Source organism: Cyanobacterium sp. IPPAS B-1200 (assembly GCF_001747005.2).
Classification (GTDB): Bacteria; Cyanobacteriota; Cyanobacteriia; order Cyanobacteriales; family Cyanobacteriaceae; genus Cyanobacterium.
Genome location: NZ_CP182899.1, coordinates 400,227 through 416,858, shown reverse-complemented (window position 1 = coordinate 416,858; position 16,632 = coordinate 400,227). Strand labels below are relative to the sequence as shown.

The window sequence follows — 16,632 nt, the reverse complement described above, 5'->3', positions numbered from 1 at the left end:
CAGCGGTTTCTCACCTTTACATCAAAGGAAATAATCAGCATTATCCCCTGCACTTCATCATCAGCACATCTTGACAGTTTAGTTGTCAATTGTAACAAAACTTCATATAATAGGGGGTGTAATAAGTATAAATTACTATTGATCATGTTTACCTATGATTTTCCGTACCTTACAGCAATTATAGCTTTACCATTAATAGGGGCGATCGCCATTCCCTTCATTCCCGACAAATACGGCAAAAATACCAGAAACTATGCCTTAGCCATTGCCTTACTAAACCTTGCCTTGATTGTTTACAGCATTTCCCAAAGCTACACCATTGGTGCTAGTGAATTTCAAATGCAAGAAACCTATGAATGGCTACCTCAAATCGGTTTAAATTGGTCCTTAGCGATCGACGGCATATCCATGCCCCTCATTGTATTATCAGGTTTAATCTCCACTTTATCCATCCTTGCATCATGGAAAGTTGACAACAAACCAAAACTATATTATTTCTTATTATTACTTCTCTACAGCGCCCAGATTGGCGTATTTGCAGCCCAAGACTTGCTATTATTCTTCATTATGTGGGAATTAGAATTAGTTCCCGTCTATATCTTAATTTCCATCTGGGGAGGTAAAAAACGCCTCTACGCCGCCACCAAATTTATTCTATACACCGCCTTGGCTTCTATTTTCATCCTCGTTTCAGGACTAGCCTTGGCGTTTTATAGCGACACCTTCACCCTCAACATTGCCGAATTAGGTTTAAAAAATTACCCTCTAACCCTAGAAGTTTTAGCCTATACAGGTTTCCTCATCGCCTTCGGCGTAAAACTACCTATTTTTCCATTCCATACATGGTTGCCCGATGCCCATAGCGAGGCTTCTGCACCCGTATCCATGGTTTTAGCAGGGGTTTTATTAAAAATGGGTGGTTATGGTCTAATTCGCTTCAATATGGAGATTTTACCCGATGCCCACATCAAATTTGCCCCTCTTTTAATCATTCTTGGGGTGGTAAATATCGTTTACGGTGCATTTACTGCCTTTGGACAAACCAACCTTAAGCGTCGCCTTGCTTCCTCCTCCATCTCTCACATGGGCTTTGTCTTAGTGGGAATCGCCTCCTTCACTGATTTGGGTATGAATGGAGCAATGTTACAAATGCTTTCCCATGGTTTAATCGCCGCCGCCTTATTCTATCTCTCAGGGGTAGCCTACGAGCGCACCCATACCCTGATGATGGACGAAATGGGTGGTATGGCAAAACTTATGCCCAAAACCTTTGCCCTCTTCACCACCGCCTCCATGGCATCTTTGGCGTTACCCGGCATGAGTGGTTTTGTTAGTGAATTATCCATCTTCCTCGGTATTGCCCAGAGTGATGCTTATAGCTCTACTTTTAAAGTAGTTGTTACCGTTTTAGCAGGGGTGGGCTTAATTCTAACTCCCATCTACCTACTTTCCATGTTGAGAGTCGTATTTTATGGCAAAAAAGAAAACGCCCTGCAATTGCCCCGTTTTGGAGTAGATGCCAATCCCCGTGAGGTATTTATCACCGTTTGCTTGATTCTGCCAATCATCGGTATTGGTTTATATCCCAAATTAATTACTAGCACCTATGATGTGGATACCGTGCAAGTAGCATCCAAGGTAAGGGCTTCTTTACCTGTCATTGTGGAAAATCATGTAACTGCCATCAAAGTAGCAGAAGTTGATTTGTCTACCATGCCCCAAATTGAACGTTAATTGATATTGAATCTGTTTTCTTTCCCCTTTCTGTAATAGAGAGGGGATTTTTTTTTGTGAGTAAAAATTGAATTCGATGATTACAAAGACTGGATTACCCTGCCATAACTCCATAATTCTTGATAATAGTTACGACTAACTTGATCAACATCATTGCTTAATTCATTAATACCTATGCCATTATTACCCATATCTTTACCCGAACTATGGATATAGCGATTATCCCCTAAATAAAGAGCCACATGGGTAACTTTTTTTACACCAAAGAAAATTAAATCTCCCTTTTCTAACTTCTCCCTAGTAATTTTTTGACAAAAATCTTCCTGTTGATAAGAATCCCTCGGCAACCATATCCCCTCACTAGCAAAAGCTGACTGCATTAAACCCGAACAATCATAGTTAGGTGCTACAGTGCCGCCCCATAGATAATAATTAGGCACTTGATGGGCTTGTAAACAAAAATCTATAATGACGGGGATTTTCTGGGTAATATATTCACGAAAAACGGTTTTTTTCTGATAATTTTCCTTGGCAGGTTGTAAGTATTTTAAAGATGATAAAGGCAACCATCCCTGATAATTATCTTCACATAAGCAGACTTTTACCGCTTCACTTTCTGGAGTATCAGAAACCAATTTTATATATCTTCCCTTTGCCCCTTGGGTGGACAATTCCTGACAATTAGAGTTAACAAATAAATTTATATCTTGTAAACAAACATATTCCCCTGTGTTAGATGGAGGCAGAAACATAGTAATTAATCATTAATAATTGAGAATTATATTTTAATAACTGATGTTACGCAAAAATATAATTAGTTTAAGATGGTAAAAACGTTGGATGTTCATATTGTGTTTGTACACGTGCTGGGTAAGGGGCTAGGAGTTGGGCAAGGGGCCTCGCGCCTCTTGTTAAAATTTACAGATAAAACTTAACTTATAAATGAGTGCGTAACGTCAGTTAATAAGTTAGGGGGCTATCCTTTAAATATTCTTTATGCTGTTCTGTTCAATAATGAGTGGTTATTTTTGGACAAAACACGCACTAAGTAGAATCAATGAAAGAAGTGAAATCAAAGAATTATGGGTAATAGATTGTATAGAAAACCCAGATAAAACTAAACTTGAAGTGGATGAGGCTGGAGATAAAATTCATTACTATAAAAGAATAGTTGATTTTGATAATAGAGTTTTGGAGGTAATTGTATCAGCTAATTCAACTCCCCCTAGAATCATTAGTCTTTTTTTTAACCGAAATTTGAGGAACAAATTATGATCGTATCCTATGATTCATCAGTAGATGCCATTTATTTTAAACTGATAGACCGTAAAATTCATAGCACTGAACCTAAAACAAGCAAAATTATTATTGACTATGATGATCAAAATAATATTGTTGGCATAGAAGTTTTGGATTTTCAATTTTTAATAACCAAAAAAGGATTGACTGTTAACGATTTACCTTTTCCTGAAAAATTGCTCGGTGAAGCATCCCAATATTTTAATAGTCCTATAACTGTTTAAATAATCTTAGTTTAAGAATTGTTAAGATTTCGTTAATATGTAATAAGTAGGTTGGCGAAATTAATTATAGCTCTTATTTTATTAAGACTCTTATGAACAAGGGGTTTAAACCCCTTGCCTAAATCGATTTAATTATGCCTACTTACTTAAGTAACTCAAACGTAAATCACCCTACCATCAACCATGCTCGATTTAGACAATTTCGGTAATAGTCATTCTGAATCTATGGAGAATGACACCTTGAGTCACGTTAAATCTTCCCTTAGTTTAAGACAAAATAATCAATTCAAAGCTCGTCACCTCGGCATCGATGAACCTAGTGCGAAGATAATGTTGGATGCTCTAGGCTATGATAGTTTAGACCAACTAATTGATCAAGCTGTTCCCCCATCTATTCGCCTCAATCAATCTTTAAAGTTACCTTCTGCTAGTTCAGAAAGTCAAGCCCTTGCCCAGTTAAAGGAAATTGCCCAAGAGAATGAGGTATTTACCAACTATATCGGCATGGGTTACAGTAATTGTATTACTCCCCCAGTTATTCAGCGCAACATTTTAGAAAATCCGAACTGGTACACTGCTTATACTCCCTATCAGCCAGAAATTGCTCAGGGAAGGTTAGAAGCACTTTTGAATTATCAAACCATGATCATTGATTTGACGGGTTTAGAAATTGCTAATGCTTCTTTGTTGGATGAAGGCACAGCAGCATCGGAAGCTATGACCATGAGTTATGGTGTATGTAAAAATAAGTCTAACAGGTTTTTTGTCGATCGCACTTGTCATCCCCAAACCATTGCGGTAATTGAAACTAGAGCTAGATATTTAGATATTGAGTTAATTATCGCTGATTTTGCTGATTTTGATTTTAATACTCCCATTTTCGGGGCTTTGTTACAATATCCTACTACCCACGGTACCATCTATGATTATCAAGAAATAATTGATCAAGTCCACCAACAAAAAGGCTTAGTTACTCTCGCCTGTGATTTGATGAGTTTGGCTTTGTTAAAATCCCCAGGGGAATTAAATGCTGATATTGCAGTGGGAAATACTCAACGTTTTGGAGTACCATTGGGTTATGGTGGGCCCCATGCTGCTTATTTTGCCACGAAGGATCAATATAAAAGACAAGTACCGGGGCGTATTGTAGGGGTTTCTAAGGATGTCCATGGAAAACCAGCTTTAAGGTTAGCACTACAAACCAGAGAGCAACATATTCGCCGTGATAAGGCAACGAGTAATATTTGCACCGCGCAGGTATTGTTGGCAGTGATTGCTTCTACCTATGCTCTCTACCATGGGCAAGAAGGTATTAAAAACATTGCTACCACTATCCATGATTTAACTAAGGTTTTAGGTGCAGGGTTAGAAAGGCTCAATTATCGGTTAAGGAGTCATTCTATTTTTGACACCATTACCATCAATTTTGCTGATGCAAAGTTGGTTGATACTATTCGTGAAACTGCTGAAGCTAGGCAAGTTAATTTCCGCTACGATGAGAGTGCTATCGGTATTAGCCTTGATGAAACTACTACCCTCGAAGATGTGCAGAAAATATGGTCAATTTTCGCTCCCAATGGGGAGGTTAATTTCACCGTTGAGGAATTAAATACTTCTAAGTTTGATTTACCTCACAACTTTTTGCGTAATACTCCTTATCTCACCGAAGCCGTATTTAATCAATACCATTCCGAAACCGAGTTACTAAGGTATTTACACCGCTTGGAAAGCAAAGATTTATCCCTTACCACTTCCATGATTGCCCTCGGTTCTTGTACCATGAAGCTAAACGCTACGGCGGAAATGTTACCCGTAACTTGGGCAGAATTTAACCAAATTCATCCATTTGCCCCTGTTTCTCAAACGAAGGGTTATCAAGTCCTTTTTTCTCAATTAGAGGCATGGTTGGGCGAAATAACAGGGTTTGCGGGAATATCTCTCCAGCCTAATGCTGGTTCTCAGGGGGAATATGCAGGGTTACAGGTGATTCGCAGATACCATGATAGTTTGGGGGAAAGCCATCGTAATATTTGTCTTATTCCTGAGTCTGCCCATGGTACAAACCCTGCCAGTGCGGTGATGTGTGGTTTAAAAGTGGTGCCGGTGAAATGTGACAGTCAGGGGGATATTGATATTGAGGATTTGAACACCAAGGCGGAAAAATATCAGGAAAATCTTTCGGCGTTGATGATTACTTATCCTTCTACCCATGGGGTATTTGAGCAGGGCATTAAGGATATATGCGGTATTATCCACAGTTATGGGGGGCAGGTATATCTTGATGGCGCGAATATGAATGCGCAGGTGGGTTTGTGTCGCCCAGGGGATTTTGGGGCGGATGTGTGTCATCTTAATTTACATAAAACTTTTTGTATTCCCCATGGTGGCGGTGGCCCAGGGGTAGGGCCTATTGGAGTGATGGAGCATTTGGTGCCTTTTTTACCTGCTACGGATGGATCCCCCCTAACCCCCCTTAATAAGGGGGGGATTGAGCGAAAAGAGTCGATTGGGATGGTTTCTGCGGCGCCTTGGGGTAGTGCCAGTATTTTGCCTATTTCTTGGATGTATATCGCCATGATGGGACCTGAGGGTTTGACGGAGGCGACTAAGATTGCGATTTTGAATGCAAATTATATTGCCCATTGTCTTGCGTCTTATTATCCGATTTTGTTTACTGGTAAAACGGGTTTGGTTGCCCATGAGTGTATTATTGATTTACGTCCGTTGCGTAAAACCGCTTCTATTGAGGTGCAGGATGTGGCAAAACGTCTCATTGATTATGGTTTCCACGCGCCTACTATGTCTTGGCCTGTGAATGGTACGATGATGATTGAACCGACAGAAAGTGAATCTTTGGCTGAGTTAGATCGTTTTTGTGAGGCGATGATTTCTATTCGTGAGGAAATAAGGGCGATCGAGGATGGTAAGATGGACATGGAGGATAATCTACTCAAAAATTCTCCCCATACTGCGGTGAGTTTGATTGCTTCTGATTGGAGTCATCCTTACACCCGTGAAGAGGCGGCTTATCCTGATAGTTGGACGAAAGAGCATAAGTTTTGGAGTGCTGTAGGGCGCATTGATAATGCCTGGGGCGATCGCAATTTAGTATGTTCTTGTGTTGGTATGGAAAATTATAAGTAAAATGTGAAATATCCCCTTTCTTTTATGGAAGGGGTTCTCGGCTAGTAGAAATAGCGAAAGAATGATGAATAAATGGAAATATAAAATGATCATTCAATGGTCTGATGAAGATAATTGTTTTTTAGTAGGATTTCCCGATTTTATTGGTCAACAATGGCGTACTCATGGAGATACTTATCAAGAAGCTGTGGCTAATGGAGAGGAGGCTTTAGAGTCGTTGATTATTGCACATCAGATGATGGGTGAGCCTTTACCAAAGGCAAGTGTGGCTAATTTATTGGAGGTTTAAATTCACAATAAATGCTATGACATAAAAAGTATTCTTTGTTATATAAAAGGGGTTTTCAATTAATAGGATAAAAAACACGATTAAAGTAATCTTTGCGATAACGCCTGTAAATATTAAAGTCCTTATCCAAAAATGCGATCGCACTTATTTTTAATCTTTCAGAAATAGCAATGAGAGATAAATCTGCAAAATCTCCAAGCAAATCCTAATAAATTATATTAAATTATTGGATTCTCTGATAATCAGATTATGTCAAATCTTCGCAAATCAAGACTGCATTTTCTAACACCCATACAAACTCATTTTGTACTTTCATTTCTGGTGCAAGTAACCACATTACTTTCAGTAACACAATCAGAGATGGTGGGCAATGCCCACCCTACTCAGGGTCTTAAATCTTAGTTACTTTCCAGGTGAGCAATAATTTGTTCATCTACACTAAAATCAATATCTTTTTTATCTCTTTGGGTTGCTAAATAATCATTTTCAAAAGACTCTTTTAACCCTGAAATTAAATCATATTTAGGTTGCCATGATAGCTCTTTTTGAGCTTTGGAAATATCGGTAAAAAAGTGTTGCATACGAATGGGAAATGCTTTTCTTTTTCCTACATCTATTTGATTGGGGTCATAATATCTAATATCAATGTCATGGGGATTTTTGCCCATAGCGGAGGCACAGGCGAGGGCTAATCCTGTAAATGTTGTAAAACGATCGCCCGATATATTGTATATTTGTCCTATGGCTTCGGTATTTCCCAATACGGCCGTCATAGCTGATGCTAAATCTTCCACATGACCAAATTGGGTAATATACAAACCGTTATGAGGAATAGGGATGGGTAAATCCCGCACTAAACGATCAAAAAACCAGTTTTCTAGATCATTATAATTTCCTGAGCCATAAATATATACGGGGCGAATGGAAGTGAAGGGAATGCCCGATTGCTTGAGGTAGGCTTCTGTTTCAAATTTGCCTCGGTGACGACTTTCGGGGTTGAGAGGGTCATCTTCTCGGTGGGGCATCTGATGGGATGGTAAGTAAACCCCCGCGGAGCTTACATAGACAAAATGGGATACTTTGTCATAAAATAAATCTATAAGGGGTTTTGTATCTGATAGGGTGCGCCCGTTATTGTCAAAAATTGCGTCAAATTTTTCCCCTTTTAACTTCTCTTCTAATTGTACCGCTGAAGTGCGATCGCCATGAATTTGTTGAATACCATCTACGGGGGCGGGGTTATTACCTCGGTTAAATAAAACGACTTCATGTCCTTGGTTTACTAACATTTTGGTGAGGGAAACGCCAATAAATCTTGTCCCTCCCATGATTAAAATACGCATATATAAATTTAAACTCTACAATGCCCATTCTACCCCCTTGGGTTTGAAACCATTGATTTTCGGTATCAGCAGACACAAAAGTTATACAGAAAGACGAATTTGAGAGCCTTCGTTGGTTTTATATACCTCAATGCGAGATTGGAAAGCCTCTTTAAATTGGGGCATATGGGTAACGGTGAGGATACAGGCAAAGTCATCAGCAATAGCATTTAAAGCACCTATGAGGCGATCGCACCCTGCATCATCCTGAGTACCAAAACCTTCATCAATGATTAACAATTGTAGGGCGGTGCCAGACCTTTGGGTCAAGATACGAGAGAGGGCAAGACGAATGGAAAAATTAATCCGAAAACTTTCGCCCCCTGAGTAGGTTTCATAGGATCTTGTTCCCTGGACATCAGAGATGATAATATCAAGGGTATCTTTAAAATTGGATTCAGATTTTTTCGATTTACTAACCTTTTCTTTTTGAGTAACAAACTGGATATGTAACTGATTGTTAGTAAGACGGCTCAAAGTTTGATTTGCTTCGGCTTCTAGTTGGGGTAAAAGGTTTTCTATCATCAGGGCTTGAATACCGTTTTTCCCGAATGCTTTTTGTAATTCTGTATAAATTCGGTAGTTTTTCTCTATCTGTTTTACTTCCTTATCAATAGATTGTAATTTTTTCTCATCTTTATTTATATCATCTAAAGATTTTTCTATACCTCCTTTTTTACTTAGTAATTCATTAATTTTATTTCTTTTTAAATTTACTTCTTGTTGTAACTTATTCAATTCTTCTTTGTGGTCAAAAAGATTAGATAATTGTTCTTTTAATGTATTTGTTTTAGTTTCTTTTTCCTCTATTTCTTTGTCATAATCGATAGCTTTTTGTTCATATTGATTAACTTTATTTTCTAGTAAAGGTAATTGTCTTTGAGCATCTTCTAATTTTGCATACTGAAATTGATAATTTTGGAGTGTTTGAATCTGTTTTCTAATCTCTCCATGATGTTCGTCACTATAATTAATTTTCGTTATTTTTTCATCTATTTCTTTAATACTTTGTTGTATATCTGAACTCTTTTTTAAGTCTTCTAATTGTTGATTTAAAGTAATTAACTCTTGTTCTAAATCTAAGCGATTTTGTTCTAACTTAGCAAGTTTTTGCTCCGCCTCTCGCAATCGTTGATAATTAGTTTCTGCCCAACGATATTTATGATCATTTTCCCTAACTAAACTGTACGTTTCAGGGCTATATCCTAACTCTTTTATCTTTGTTTTTAGCTCCGTTAACTTTGTCCTAATTTCTGGGAGATACTTTTGAGAATTTACTAACTCTATTAACTCATCTTTTTCTGTAGTAATTTGCTCTAATTGTTCAAGAATATCATCCATACTATTAAGAGAATTTTCTAAACTAGCATAGTTTTTTTGTAAACCTTCTTCCCTGTTTAATTTATTCCTTAAACCTTGATATTCCTTCTCCAAAGTGGCTAAAGTGCGATCGCACTGTATAATGTCAGAATCATACTGCCAAGAAGAATTCTCCAGATTTTTCAACTCCTTCAAACTACTATCAATAACATGATTAAGATGAGTTTCATCCAAAGGAGATTCACACACAGGGCAACTAGCATTATTATCCACCCGCAAAGTATTCAACTTTTGGTTAATTTCCTCAATCTGTTGAGCAACATTATTTTTATAATCCAACAGCCGTTGTTTAGCTAACAATTGACTAGCCTTTTTTTCCTCTACCCTAGTTAAATAAACTTTCTCATTATGAATCACCTTTAACTCTTGAGAAACATCAAAATATTTTTTCCTAATATCAGGAATTTGCTCTAACTTTTCCTGTAAAGGTAACTCTTGCTTTGCTAATTGTTCTATCCTAGAAGATAACCTCGCCTCCTCCTTTTCCAACTCCTTTACTAAAACAGACTCTTCCTGTTGTAAAAGATTAAAATCATTTCTAACTAAATCTAATTGAGCCAACTTATCACGATAATATCTAAACTGTTCAACATCATCAATAATTTTATCCTTATCAGCAATAACCTTCTCAAAATCTAACTTATTCTTAGCTAACTCCCCTAACTTAAAATTAACCTCTCGAATATTTTGCTCTAAACCATAAACCCCTTGCCGTAAACTTTCCTCTAAATTATTTTTTTCACTTATTAACAACTTATACTCATCATATTTTGTCGTTAAAACCTTATCCTCATCCAAATATCCTCGCCACAAATGATAACTATTAATAATCTCTTCTTCTTTAGTTAAAATAAGGCTTAATTCGTCCATATCTTGACGTAATATTTTCTTTTCATCAATTAATTGACTGAGTTTATTCCTCACCTCCGACAACTGATTACTTTGCCATACCAACTCCTTCTCAAGGGTATCCCGCTGACTGCTCAGAAGTTGAACTTGTTTTAAATTTTTCTCTACTTGGCTGTACTCATTTTGATGATAATCTAAATCTTGACCAATATTTGTGAGTTTGACAAGATAATTTTCCTTCTCCTCCAACTTACTCTCCAACAACTCCCACTGCCCTTGTAAGCGATTTTTTTCCTCAGTATATTGTTTCGCTAACTCCTTCGCTTTGTCAGCAATTTTGTCATAATCATCCAACTTAAGTAACTTTACCAACACATCCTTTCTTTGAGCCGCCCCATAAGTCATAAACTTATCCGCTTGCCCCTGTTGTAGATAAGCCGAATTGACAAAAGTCTCATAATCTACTTTCAAACAATCATTAATTCTATCCTGAGTTTCCGTTACGCCTTTCGCTGAAATAGAATTAAAATTATCATTATTAAAGATTTGAAAATCTAAAGTAGAACCTCCCTTACGTTGTTTAGTGCGGATAATGCGATAAATTTGTCCACCATAACTAAAATCAAAATCAACCCTCGTATTTTTTTCTCCCAAATGAATCACATCCTCACTGGCTTTTGTCCTTGTTTTACCCCAAATCGCCCAAGTGATAGCCTCTAACAAAGACGACTTTCCAGCGCCATTAGCGCCGCAGATACAGGCAGTATGTAAACCATCAAAATCCAAACTAGCCTGACGGTAACTAAGAAAGTTTTGTAATGTAAGTTTTTTGGGAATCATAACAACAGGAGGAAGAATAAAGCATACACGGCAATTTTTTAGAGTAAGTTATCTAAATGTTGAATAAAATACTTTAGAATAATCTCTCTATTCGATTTATAGCATGAAAGACTGATTTCTTTTTCCTTCCGTTATATCTTCACTATTTAATTTATGATTAGAATATCAGGGCTTTATTAATATCCATGACATTTATTAAGTACAAAAATTTGTTAACTTTATCCCTTGGTGTATCTATGACGGGGATTTCTTTTTTTCTTTTTCACTTGCTAAGTGTTAGAGAAAGAATGCAAATAGAGCAACAAATTTCTGCCCAGTTAATTACAACGGAAACAAAAATTCAAAATAAGTTACAGTCAGAAATAAATGCCCTACAAAGATTTGTTAGGGGTTGGGAGTTTAGGGGTGGTTATAATCGTTTAGAGTGGCAAAATGATGTTTCTAATTATTTACTTAATCGTTCAGGTTATCAAGCCATACATTGGGCTGACAGAGATTATTTTGTCCGCTGGATAGTCCCTGAAGAAGGTAATGAGATGGCGTTAAATTTAGATCTTTCTTTTGAGCAAAAAAGATTAAATTCTCTTAATACTGCCAAAGAAATAAGAGATAGTTATATTAGTCCAAAAGTAGATTTAGTACAGGGAGTTAAAGGTTTTATCATCTATAATCCGATCTTTATTAACGATGAATTTGATGGATTTATTATCGGGGTATTTAATATTAGTTCTTTATTTTATTCTATATTAAGGGAAGAAAGTATTAAGGGTTATCAAGTTTTTATTTATGATAATAATTCTCTAATTTATAGCACTACTTATAGTGAAGAGAAAGATAATTTATCATGGCGTAAAAATAGTAATTTTAGTTATAGAGGTATTCAATGGGAGATAGTTTTAATCCCTAATAATACTTTAATTCGGGAAAATAAATCTCCTCTTCCTCTGGTGGTATTAATTGCCGGGGTGGTAATTTCTTGGTTATTGGTTTGGGGTTTAAATTCTTTGTGGCAAGCTAGTAATCGTAATGTTTTGCTGGAAAAAGCAAGGGCGGAAGCTGAAAATGCTAATAATGCGAAAAGTCAGTTTTTGGCGATGATGAGTCACGAAATTCGTACTCCTCTTAATGGAATATTCGGCATTCTTAATTTATTAAAAGATACTTCCTTGGATAATGAGCAACATGATTTTATCCAAACCATCGAAGATAGTGGTAAAAGTTTATTGTTGATTATTAATGATATTTTGGATTTTTCTAAAATTGAATCAGGGCATTTAGATTTAGTTTTGGAAGATTTTAATTTACAACAGTGTGTCAAGAATGTTATTGATTTACTTAGTTTTCAAGCTAAAAATCAAGGTTTGGATTTGAAGTTATTGTGGGCATCTAATACTCCTGTATATGTGCGGGGAGATGTGGGTAGGGTAAGACAAGTGTTGATTAATTTAATAGGCAATGGTTTAAAGTTTACTCAACAAGGTAGCGTTACAGTAATGGTGTCTATGGATGATGAAAGTAAGGATGGGCAGGATGATTGTTTAATTCAATTTTTGGTAAAGGATACGGGCATCGGCATTGCCAAGGAAAATCAAGACAAATTATTTAATCCTTTTGTACAGGCGGATGGGGCTATAAATCGCCGTTATGGTGGCACTGGTTTAGGTTTGGTGATTAGTCGTCGTCTGGCTAGGTTGATGGGGGGTGATATTTCTTTTACCAGTGAGTTGGGAGTTGGCTCGAGTTTTTATTTTACTATTAAAGTGCTAAGGGTAACTTCTCCTATGGCAAAATCCAATGCTATTCTTCCATTAGTTACTAACTCCATAGGGGATGAAAAAATACTACCAAAGAATTCTAATAAAAAAGAAATAGTCTCCCATTCGTCATTACCAAAAACAATAACCACCGATAATAATAATCCAGTAGAATCACCAAAAAATCGAGATAATACCCTGCGTGTGTTGGTGGCAGAAGATAACCCTGTGAATCAAAAAGTAGCCCTTTTACTACTCAAAAAACTTGGCTATACTCCCCATTTAGCTGTCAATGGTTTGAAGGTTGTAGAAGCCTTTGAAAAAGAAGAATGTTACGATGTGGTTTTGATGGATATGCAGATGCCTGAAATGGATGGTTTAACTGCTACTCAATGGATTAGGAATCATGTAAATCATGCTGTGCAACCTTATATCATTGCTATGACAGCTAATGCTACTAAAGCGGATGAAAAACTTTGTTTTGATGCGGGTATGGATGACTATATCAGTAAACCCTTTGACTTTCAAGTATTAACGGAAAAATTAAATCTTTTGGCTATGGCAATGGCTGAGGATGTTTCTTAAGTTTTAGGTTAAAGTGCTTTGGTTGAGGTTGGGAATGGGGAATAGTAATCATATTTTGAATATCCCATACTTATGATAATAATTCCATAGTATTTTGTCTCCAGACGAAGCAATACTCAAAAGTTAAATAGCTATATGCAAGTATTTATTTCAACCTAAGTAAGTAGGCATAATTAAATCGATTTAGGCAAGGGGTTTAAACCCCTTATTCATAAGAGTCTTCTGGAAAAAAGGTGATAAAGAAAAATCTGCCAAACTACGAGCATTTTCCGTGGTCATAACACTATCCATCAATTGAAAAGTGGCATCTTTACCTTTGACTAACATTTCATAGGTGTCATGACGGAAATTTTCCAGTCTGCTATATTTGTTCATAGAGAGAAGATTTTATTTTTGCTTATTTATATTTTCTCTCTATTTTTCTTTTACGTCTTGTCCTTCCTTGCTCCACTTTCCATTTAGTCTAAACTACAGATAGTAACAATTCCTCTTATTTTTTTATTCCTAATTGAGTAATTAAATGGTTCAATTCTGGTAGAATCAACTTTTCCATGGCCAATGTTACAGCGTTACTAGAGCCTGGTAAAGAAAATATTATTTTGTTGTTATATATACCTGCGATCGCCCTTGAAACCATTGCCCTAGAGTCAATTTCTTGATAAGAAAGATAACGAAAAATTTCACCAAACCCTGGTATTTTTTTTTCTAATAAACTATTAACCACATCAAACGTATTATCCCTAAAACTTATTCCCGTACCACCACTCAAAATCAAAGTATCTATGCTTTCTCTTTTAGATAGCTTATTTATTAAAGATTCTATCTCATCTGAATTATCTTTTAGTATAGAATAAAAACTGACATTGTGATTATTTTTTATTAGTTTGTTTTTAATAATCTGACCACTTTTATCATTATCAAAAGTTCTAGTATCACTAATAGTAATTACAGCACAATTAATAACTATAAATGCTTTATCTTTATGGGGAATAACCATAAAATTAAGTGAGGAATATGTGAAAAATTATCGATAGTAAACCTAACCCTTAAAACCCACCATAATAATTAAGACTTGCTAAATCCTAACCCATGTTCTTCGGCGTAACGTTCCATAAAACGCATGAATCTTTCCCATTCTTCCACAGACTTGATTATATAAATGGCTTCGATGGCCACAGGCTCACCATTTACAAACTTACACTTAACTTCTCTAGTGTTTAACTCTCCTTCCTCATCAGTTAAATACATCCCCGTAACAGCTTGGGTATTACCACTTTCTAAGATGGGAGATTCTTCAAAACGAAAAGTGGCGGTGCCATTGCTACCATCACGGGAGCGAGTCATTTTTACATCGGGAATTGATTCCTCGATAATGCCTTTAGTAAATTCTATTTGAGCCATATTAAAATTTTACCTTTATATTTTTTATTACTATAACCTTACCTATCATCTCACAGTCAAGGGCGATCAACGTTAAAATTTAAGGGGTAATTATAAAAATTTTCAAAAGAAATTCCCCTCACAAGATGCTAGAAGCCCAAGTACATTCAGAATTACGCAACTTTTTGCGCACCTATAGCCCTTCTGATTGGGTACATCATCTTACTATGGCGAGAATGGTTGCCCGTGGTCTGCGCCTGGGGCGATCGGCTATAATCCAAACAGGAGTTAGTCACGATACCTACAATCTAAGCTACCTAACCCCTGCCCTTCTGTGTTATAAAACCGTTATTATTGTTGCCACACACAAAAATCAACGGCAACTAATAGAACAAAAAGTTCCCTTTTTACAACAAAAGCTAGGTACTAACAAATTAGTTTTTAATCAGTTATCTACCCATACAAAAAGTAATAATTCTCTTATTTTATTAACTCCTCAGAATTGGTTAACCAAAACTATTAATAGTAATTTATTTAATAACTCTCATATTATTATAGAAGAAGCTGAAAAATTACCTCAGTTTATTAATGAATATCTCACCATCTCCGTAGATGTTTATGATTGGTTTAAATTACAAAAAGATAATGAGCAATATAAAAGTTATATTCAAACTCAACTAGCAAAACTAACTCAATCAGTATTTAGTCACCCAATAAATCCCTATAATAGTTACTTACTAGAAACCAAAGAAAAGCAAATTATTCAAGAAATAATTTTTAAAATAAAGCCAACAAAATTAGATTTATACAATAAACTAATTAAATTAAACGAGTATTTCTTAGACAAAAAAAACTATATTAACTACGTTGAAGTAAATCGCTCAAAAGGACAATTTATAATTAAATCTTCACCTCTTAATTTTCATGACAATATCAAAGAAATTTGGCAACAAAAATCAGTTACCCTTATCGCTAACTATCTCAGTCCCGAAAAAGAAGCTATTGATTATACTAAACAATTAGGCATTGATAACAGTAACTATACCTGTCTCAAATTTTCTCCCCATGCCCCCAATGCCATCCTAAAACTATATTTCCCCGAAAAATTTCCCTTCCCCAATAGCCCCGAATTTCAAAACTCCGTCACCAGAGAGATTACAGCCCTTGTTTCTAGTGCCAAAATCAACCATCAACCCATTATTGTCATCATTGAAGATGTACCTTTACAGGCTCAAATTACCTCCATTTTAGCTTCCCAATTTGGTTCGAGAGTAAAACTTAATGACCTTGATTTTAGTAATAATACTGTGTTGGTATGTGGTATTAATTTTTGGCATCAACATCAAGAAAGATTCCCTTCACCGCAACTGCTGATTATGGCAACTCTACCCATTCCCTCCTTGGAAAATCCTCTAGTTGCCTCCCAAGTAAATTATTATAAAAGTCAAAAAAAAGACTGGTTTCGTTTATATCTGTTGCCCCATGGTATAAAAACCCTACAACAGTTAACCGTATCTGTGCGCAAAAATCAGGGGGTTTTGGCTTTGTTAGACAATCGAGTTAGTTTTCGCAGTTATGGTAATAGGGTGTTAGAGGCGCTCGAACCTTATGCAAAAATCAATTATGTCGATTTGAATTGGTTGAATTAAAGTGTGATGAAAAAACATGAATACTTGGTGAATAAGGATATGAGAAAAAATATTCTTTTGGTTTTTACTACATAATCAAATTTTTAGTCAAAAACAGTAAAGCCTAATATTTATTATTGTATT

Annotated in this window: 13 protein-coding genes and 1 pseudogene; 7 read left to right on the top strand and 7 right to left on the bottom strand. The window is 36.1% G+C overall.

Going from position 1 to position 16,632, the window contains the following annotated elements; translation table 11 throughout:
• The first annotated feature begins 144 nt into the window (after positions 1-144).
• Positions 145-1,734: an NAD(P)H-quinone oxidoreductase subunit 4 gene (locus A5482_RS01790; RefSeq protein ID WP_069790082.1), complete on the top strand. Its 1,590-nt coding sequence runs from the start codon at positions 145-147 to the stop codon at positions 1,732-1,734.
• 80 nt (positions 1,735-1,814) lie between these two features.
• Here A5482_RS01790 and A5482_RS01785 read toward each other — a convergent pair whose 3' ends face one another.
• The gene (locus tag A5482_RS01785) at positions 1,815-2,486 is read right to left on the bottom strand and encodes a C40 family peptidase (protein ID WP_069790081.1); all 672 of its coding nucleotides are present in this window, start codon (positions 2,484-2,486) and stop codon (positions 1,815-1,817) included.
• A gap of 262 nt (positions 2,487-2,748) precedes the next feature.
• Here A5482_RS01785 and A5482_RS01780 point away from each other — a divergent pair, with 262 nt between their 5' ends.
• From A5482_RS01780 to A5482_RS01765, 4 genes are all read left to right on the top strand, one after another.
• Entirely contained in the window at positions 2,749-3,009 is a 261-nt protein-coding gene (locus A5482_RS01780) for a DUF4258 domain-containing protein (protein ID WP_069790080.1), read from the top strand.
• Entirely contained in the window at positions 3,006-3,257 is a 252-nt protein-coding gene (locus A5482_RS01775; RefSeq protein ID WP_069790079.1) for a DUF2283 domain-containing protein, read from the top strand. The genes A5482_RS01780 and A5482_RS01775 overlap by 4 nt, the downstream gene beginning before the upstream one ends.
• A gap of 183 nt (positions 3,258-3,440) precedes the next feature.
• A complete protein-coding gene (gene gcvP / locus A5482_RS01770) occupies positions 3,441-6,401 on the top strand; it encodes an aminomethyl-transferring glycine dehydrogenase (protein WP_069790078.1) in 2,961 nt (986 codons plus the stop codon).
• Between the two features lie 64 nt (positions 6,402-6,465).
• Entirely contained in the window at positions 6,466-6,690 is a 225-nt protein-coding gene (locus A5482_RS01765) for a type II toxin-antitoxin system HicB family antitoxin (RefSeq protein ID WP_069790077.1), read from the top strand.
• Positions 6,691-6,745: 55 nt separating this feature from the next.
• Here A5482_RS01765 and A5482_RS01760 read toward each other — a convergent pair whose 3' ends face one another.
• The 3 genes from A5482_RS01760 to A5482_RS01750 form a co-directional block, all read right to left on the bottom strand.
• Positions 6,746-6,892 carry a hypothetical protein gene (locus A5482_RS01760; RefSeq protein WP_161486824.1) on the bottom strand — a complete coding sequence of 49 codons (147 nt, stop codon included), beginning with the start codon at positions 6,890-6,892 and terminating at the stop codon, positions 6,746-6,748.
• 196 nt (positions 6,893-7,088) lie between these two features.
• Positions 7,089-8,033 carry an NAD-dependent epimerase/dehydratase family protein gene (locus A5482_RS01755; RefSeq protein WP_069790076.1) on the bottom strand — a complete coding sequence of 315 codons (945 nt, stop codon included), beginning with the start codon at positions 8,031-8,033 and terminating at the stop codon, positions 7,089-7,091.
• 81 nt (positions 8,034-8,114) lie between these two features.
• A complete protein-coding gene (locus A5482_RS01750; protein WP_069790075.1) occupies positions 8,115-11,141 on the bottom strand; it encodes an AAA family ATPase in 3,027 nt (1,008 codons plus the stop codon).
• A gap of 185 nt (positions 11,142-11,326) precedes the next feature.
• On the opposite strand from A5482_RS01750, the gene A5482_RS01745 reads away from it, so the two are divergent.
• Complete coding sequence (locus A5482_RS01745; RefSeq protein ID WP_242411904.1) at positions 11,327-13,480, top strand: hybrid sensor histidine kinase/response regulator; 2,154 nt, start codon at positions 11,327-11,329, stop codon at positions 13,478-13,480.
• 219 nt (positions 13,481-13,699) lie between these two features.
• Here the strand turns inward: A5482_RS01745 and A5482_RS01740 are convergent.
• The 3 genes and pseudogenes from A5482_RS01740 to psb28 all read right to left on the bottom strand — a co-directional run.
• A pseudogene (locus A5482_RS01740) lies at positions 13,700-13,855 on the bottom strand (NF041680 family putative transposase); the annotation flags it as partial.
• A 115-nt stretch (positions 13,856-13,970) separates the two neighbouring features.
• Positions 13,971-14,477, bottom strand: coding sequence for a MogA/MoaB family molybdenum cofactor biosynthesis protein (locus tag A5482_RS01735; protein WP_069790073.1), 507 nt, complete (start codon positions 14,475-14,477; stop codon positions 13,971-13,973).
• Positions 14,478-14,545: 68 nt separating this feature from the next.
• Positions 14,546-14,881: a photosystem II reaction center protein Psb28 gene (gene psb28 / locus A5482_RS01730; RefSeq protein WP_069790072.1), complete on the bottom strand. Its 336-nt coding sequence runs from the start codon at positions 14,879-14,881 to the stop codon at positions 14,546-14,548.
• A gap of 125 nt (positions 14,882-15,006) precedes the next feature.
• Between psb28 and A5482_RS01725 the strand changes: the two genes are divergently transcribed.
• Positions 15,007-16,509, top strand: a complete 1,503-nt coding sequence (locus A5482_RS01725) for a helicase C-terminal domain-containing protein (RefSeq protein WP_069790071.1) — start codon at positions 15,007-15,009, stop codon at positions 16,507-16,509.
• The last annotated feature ends 123 nt before the right edge of the window (positions 16,510-16,632 follow it).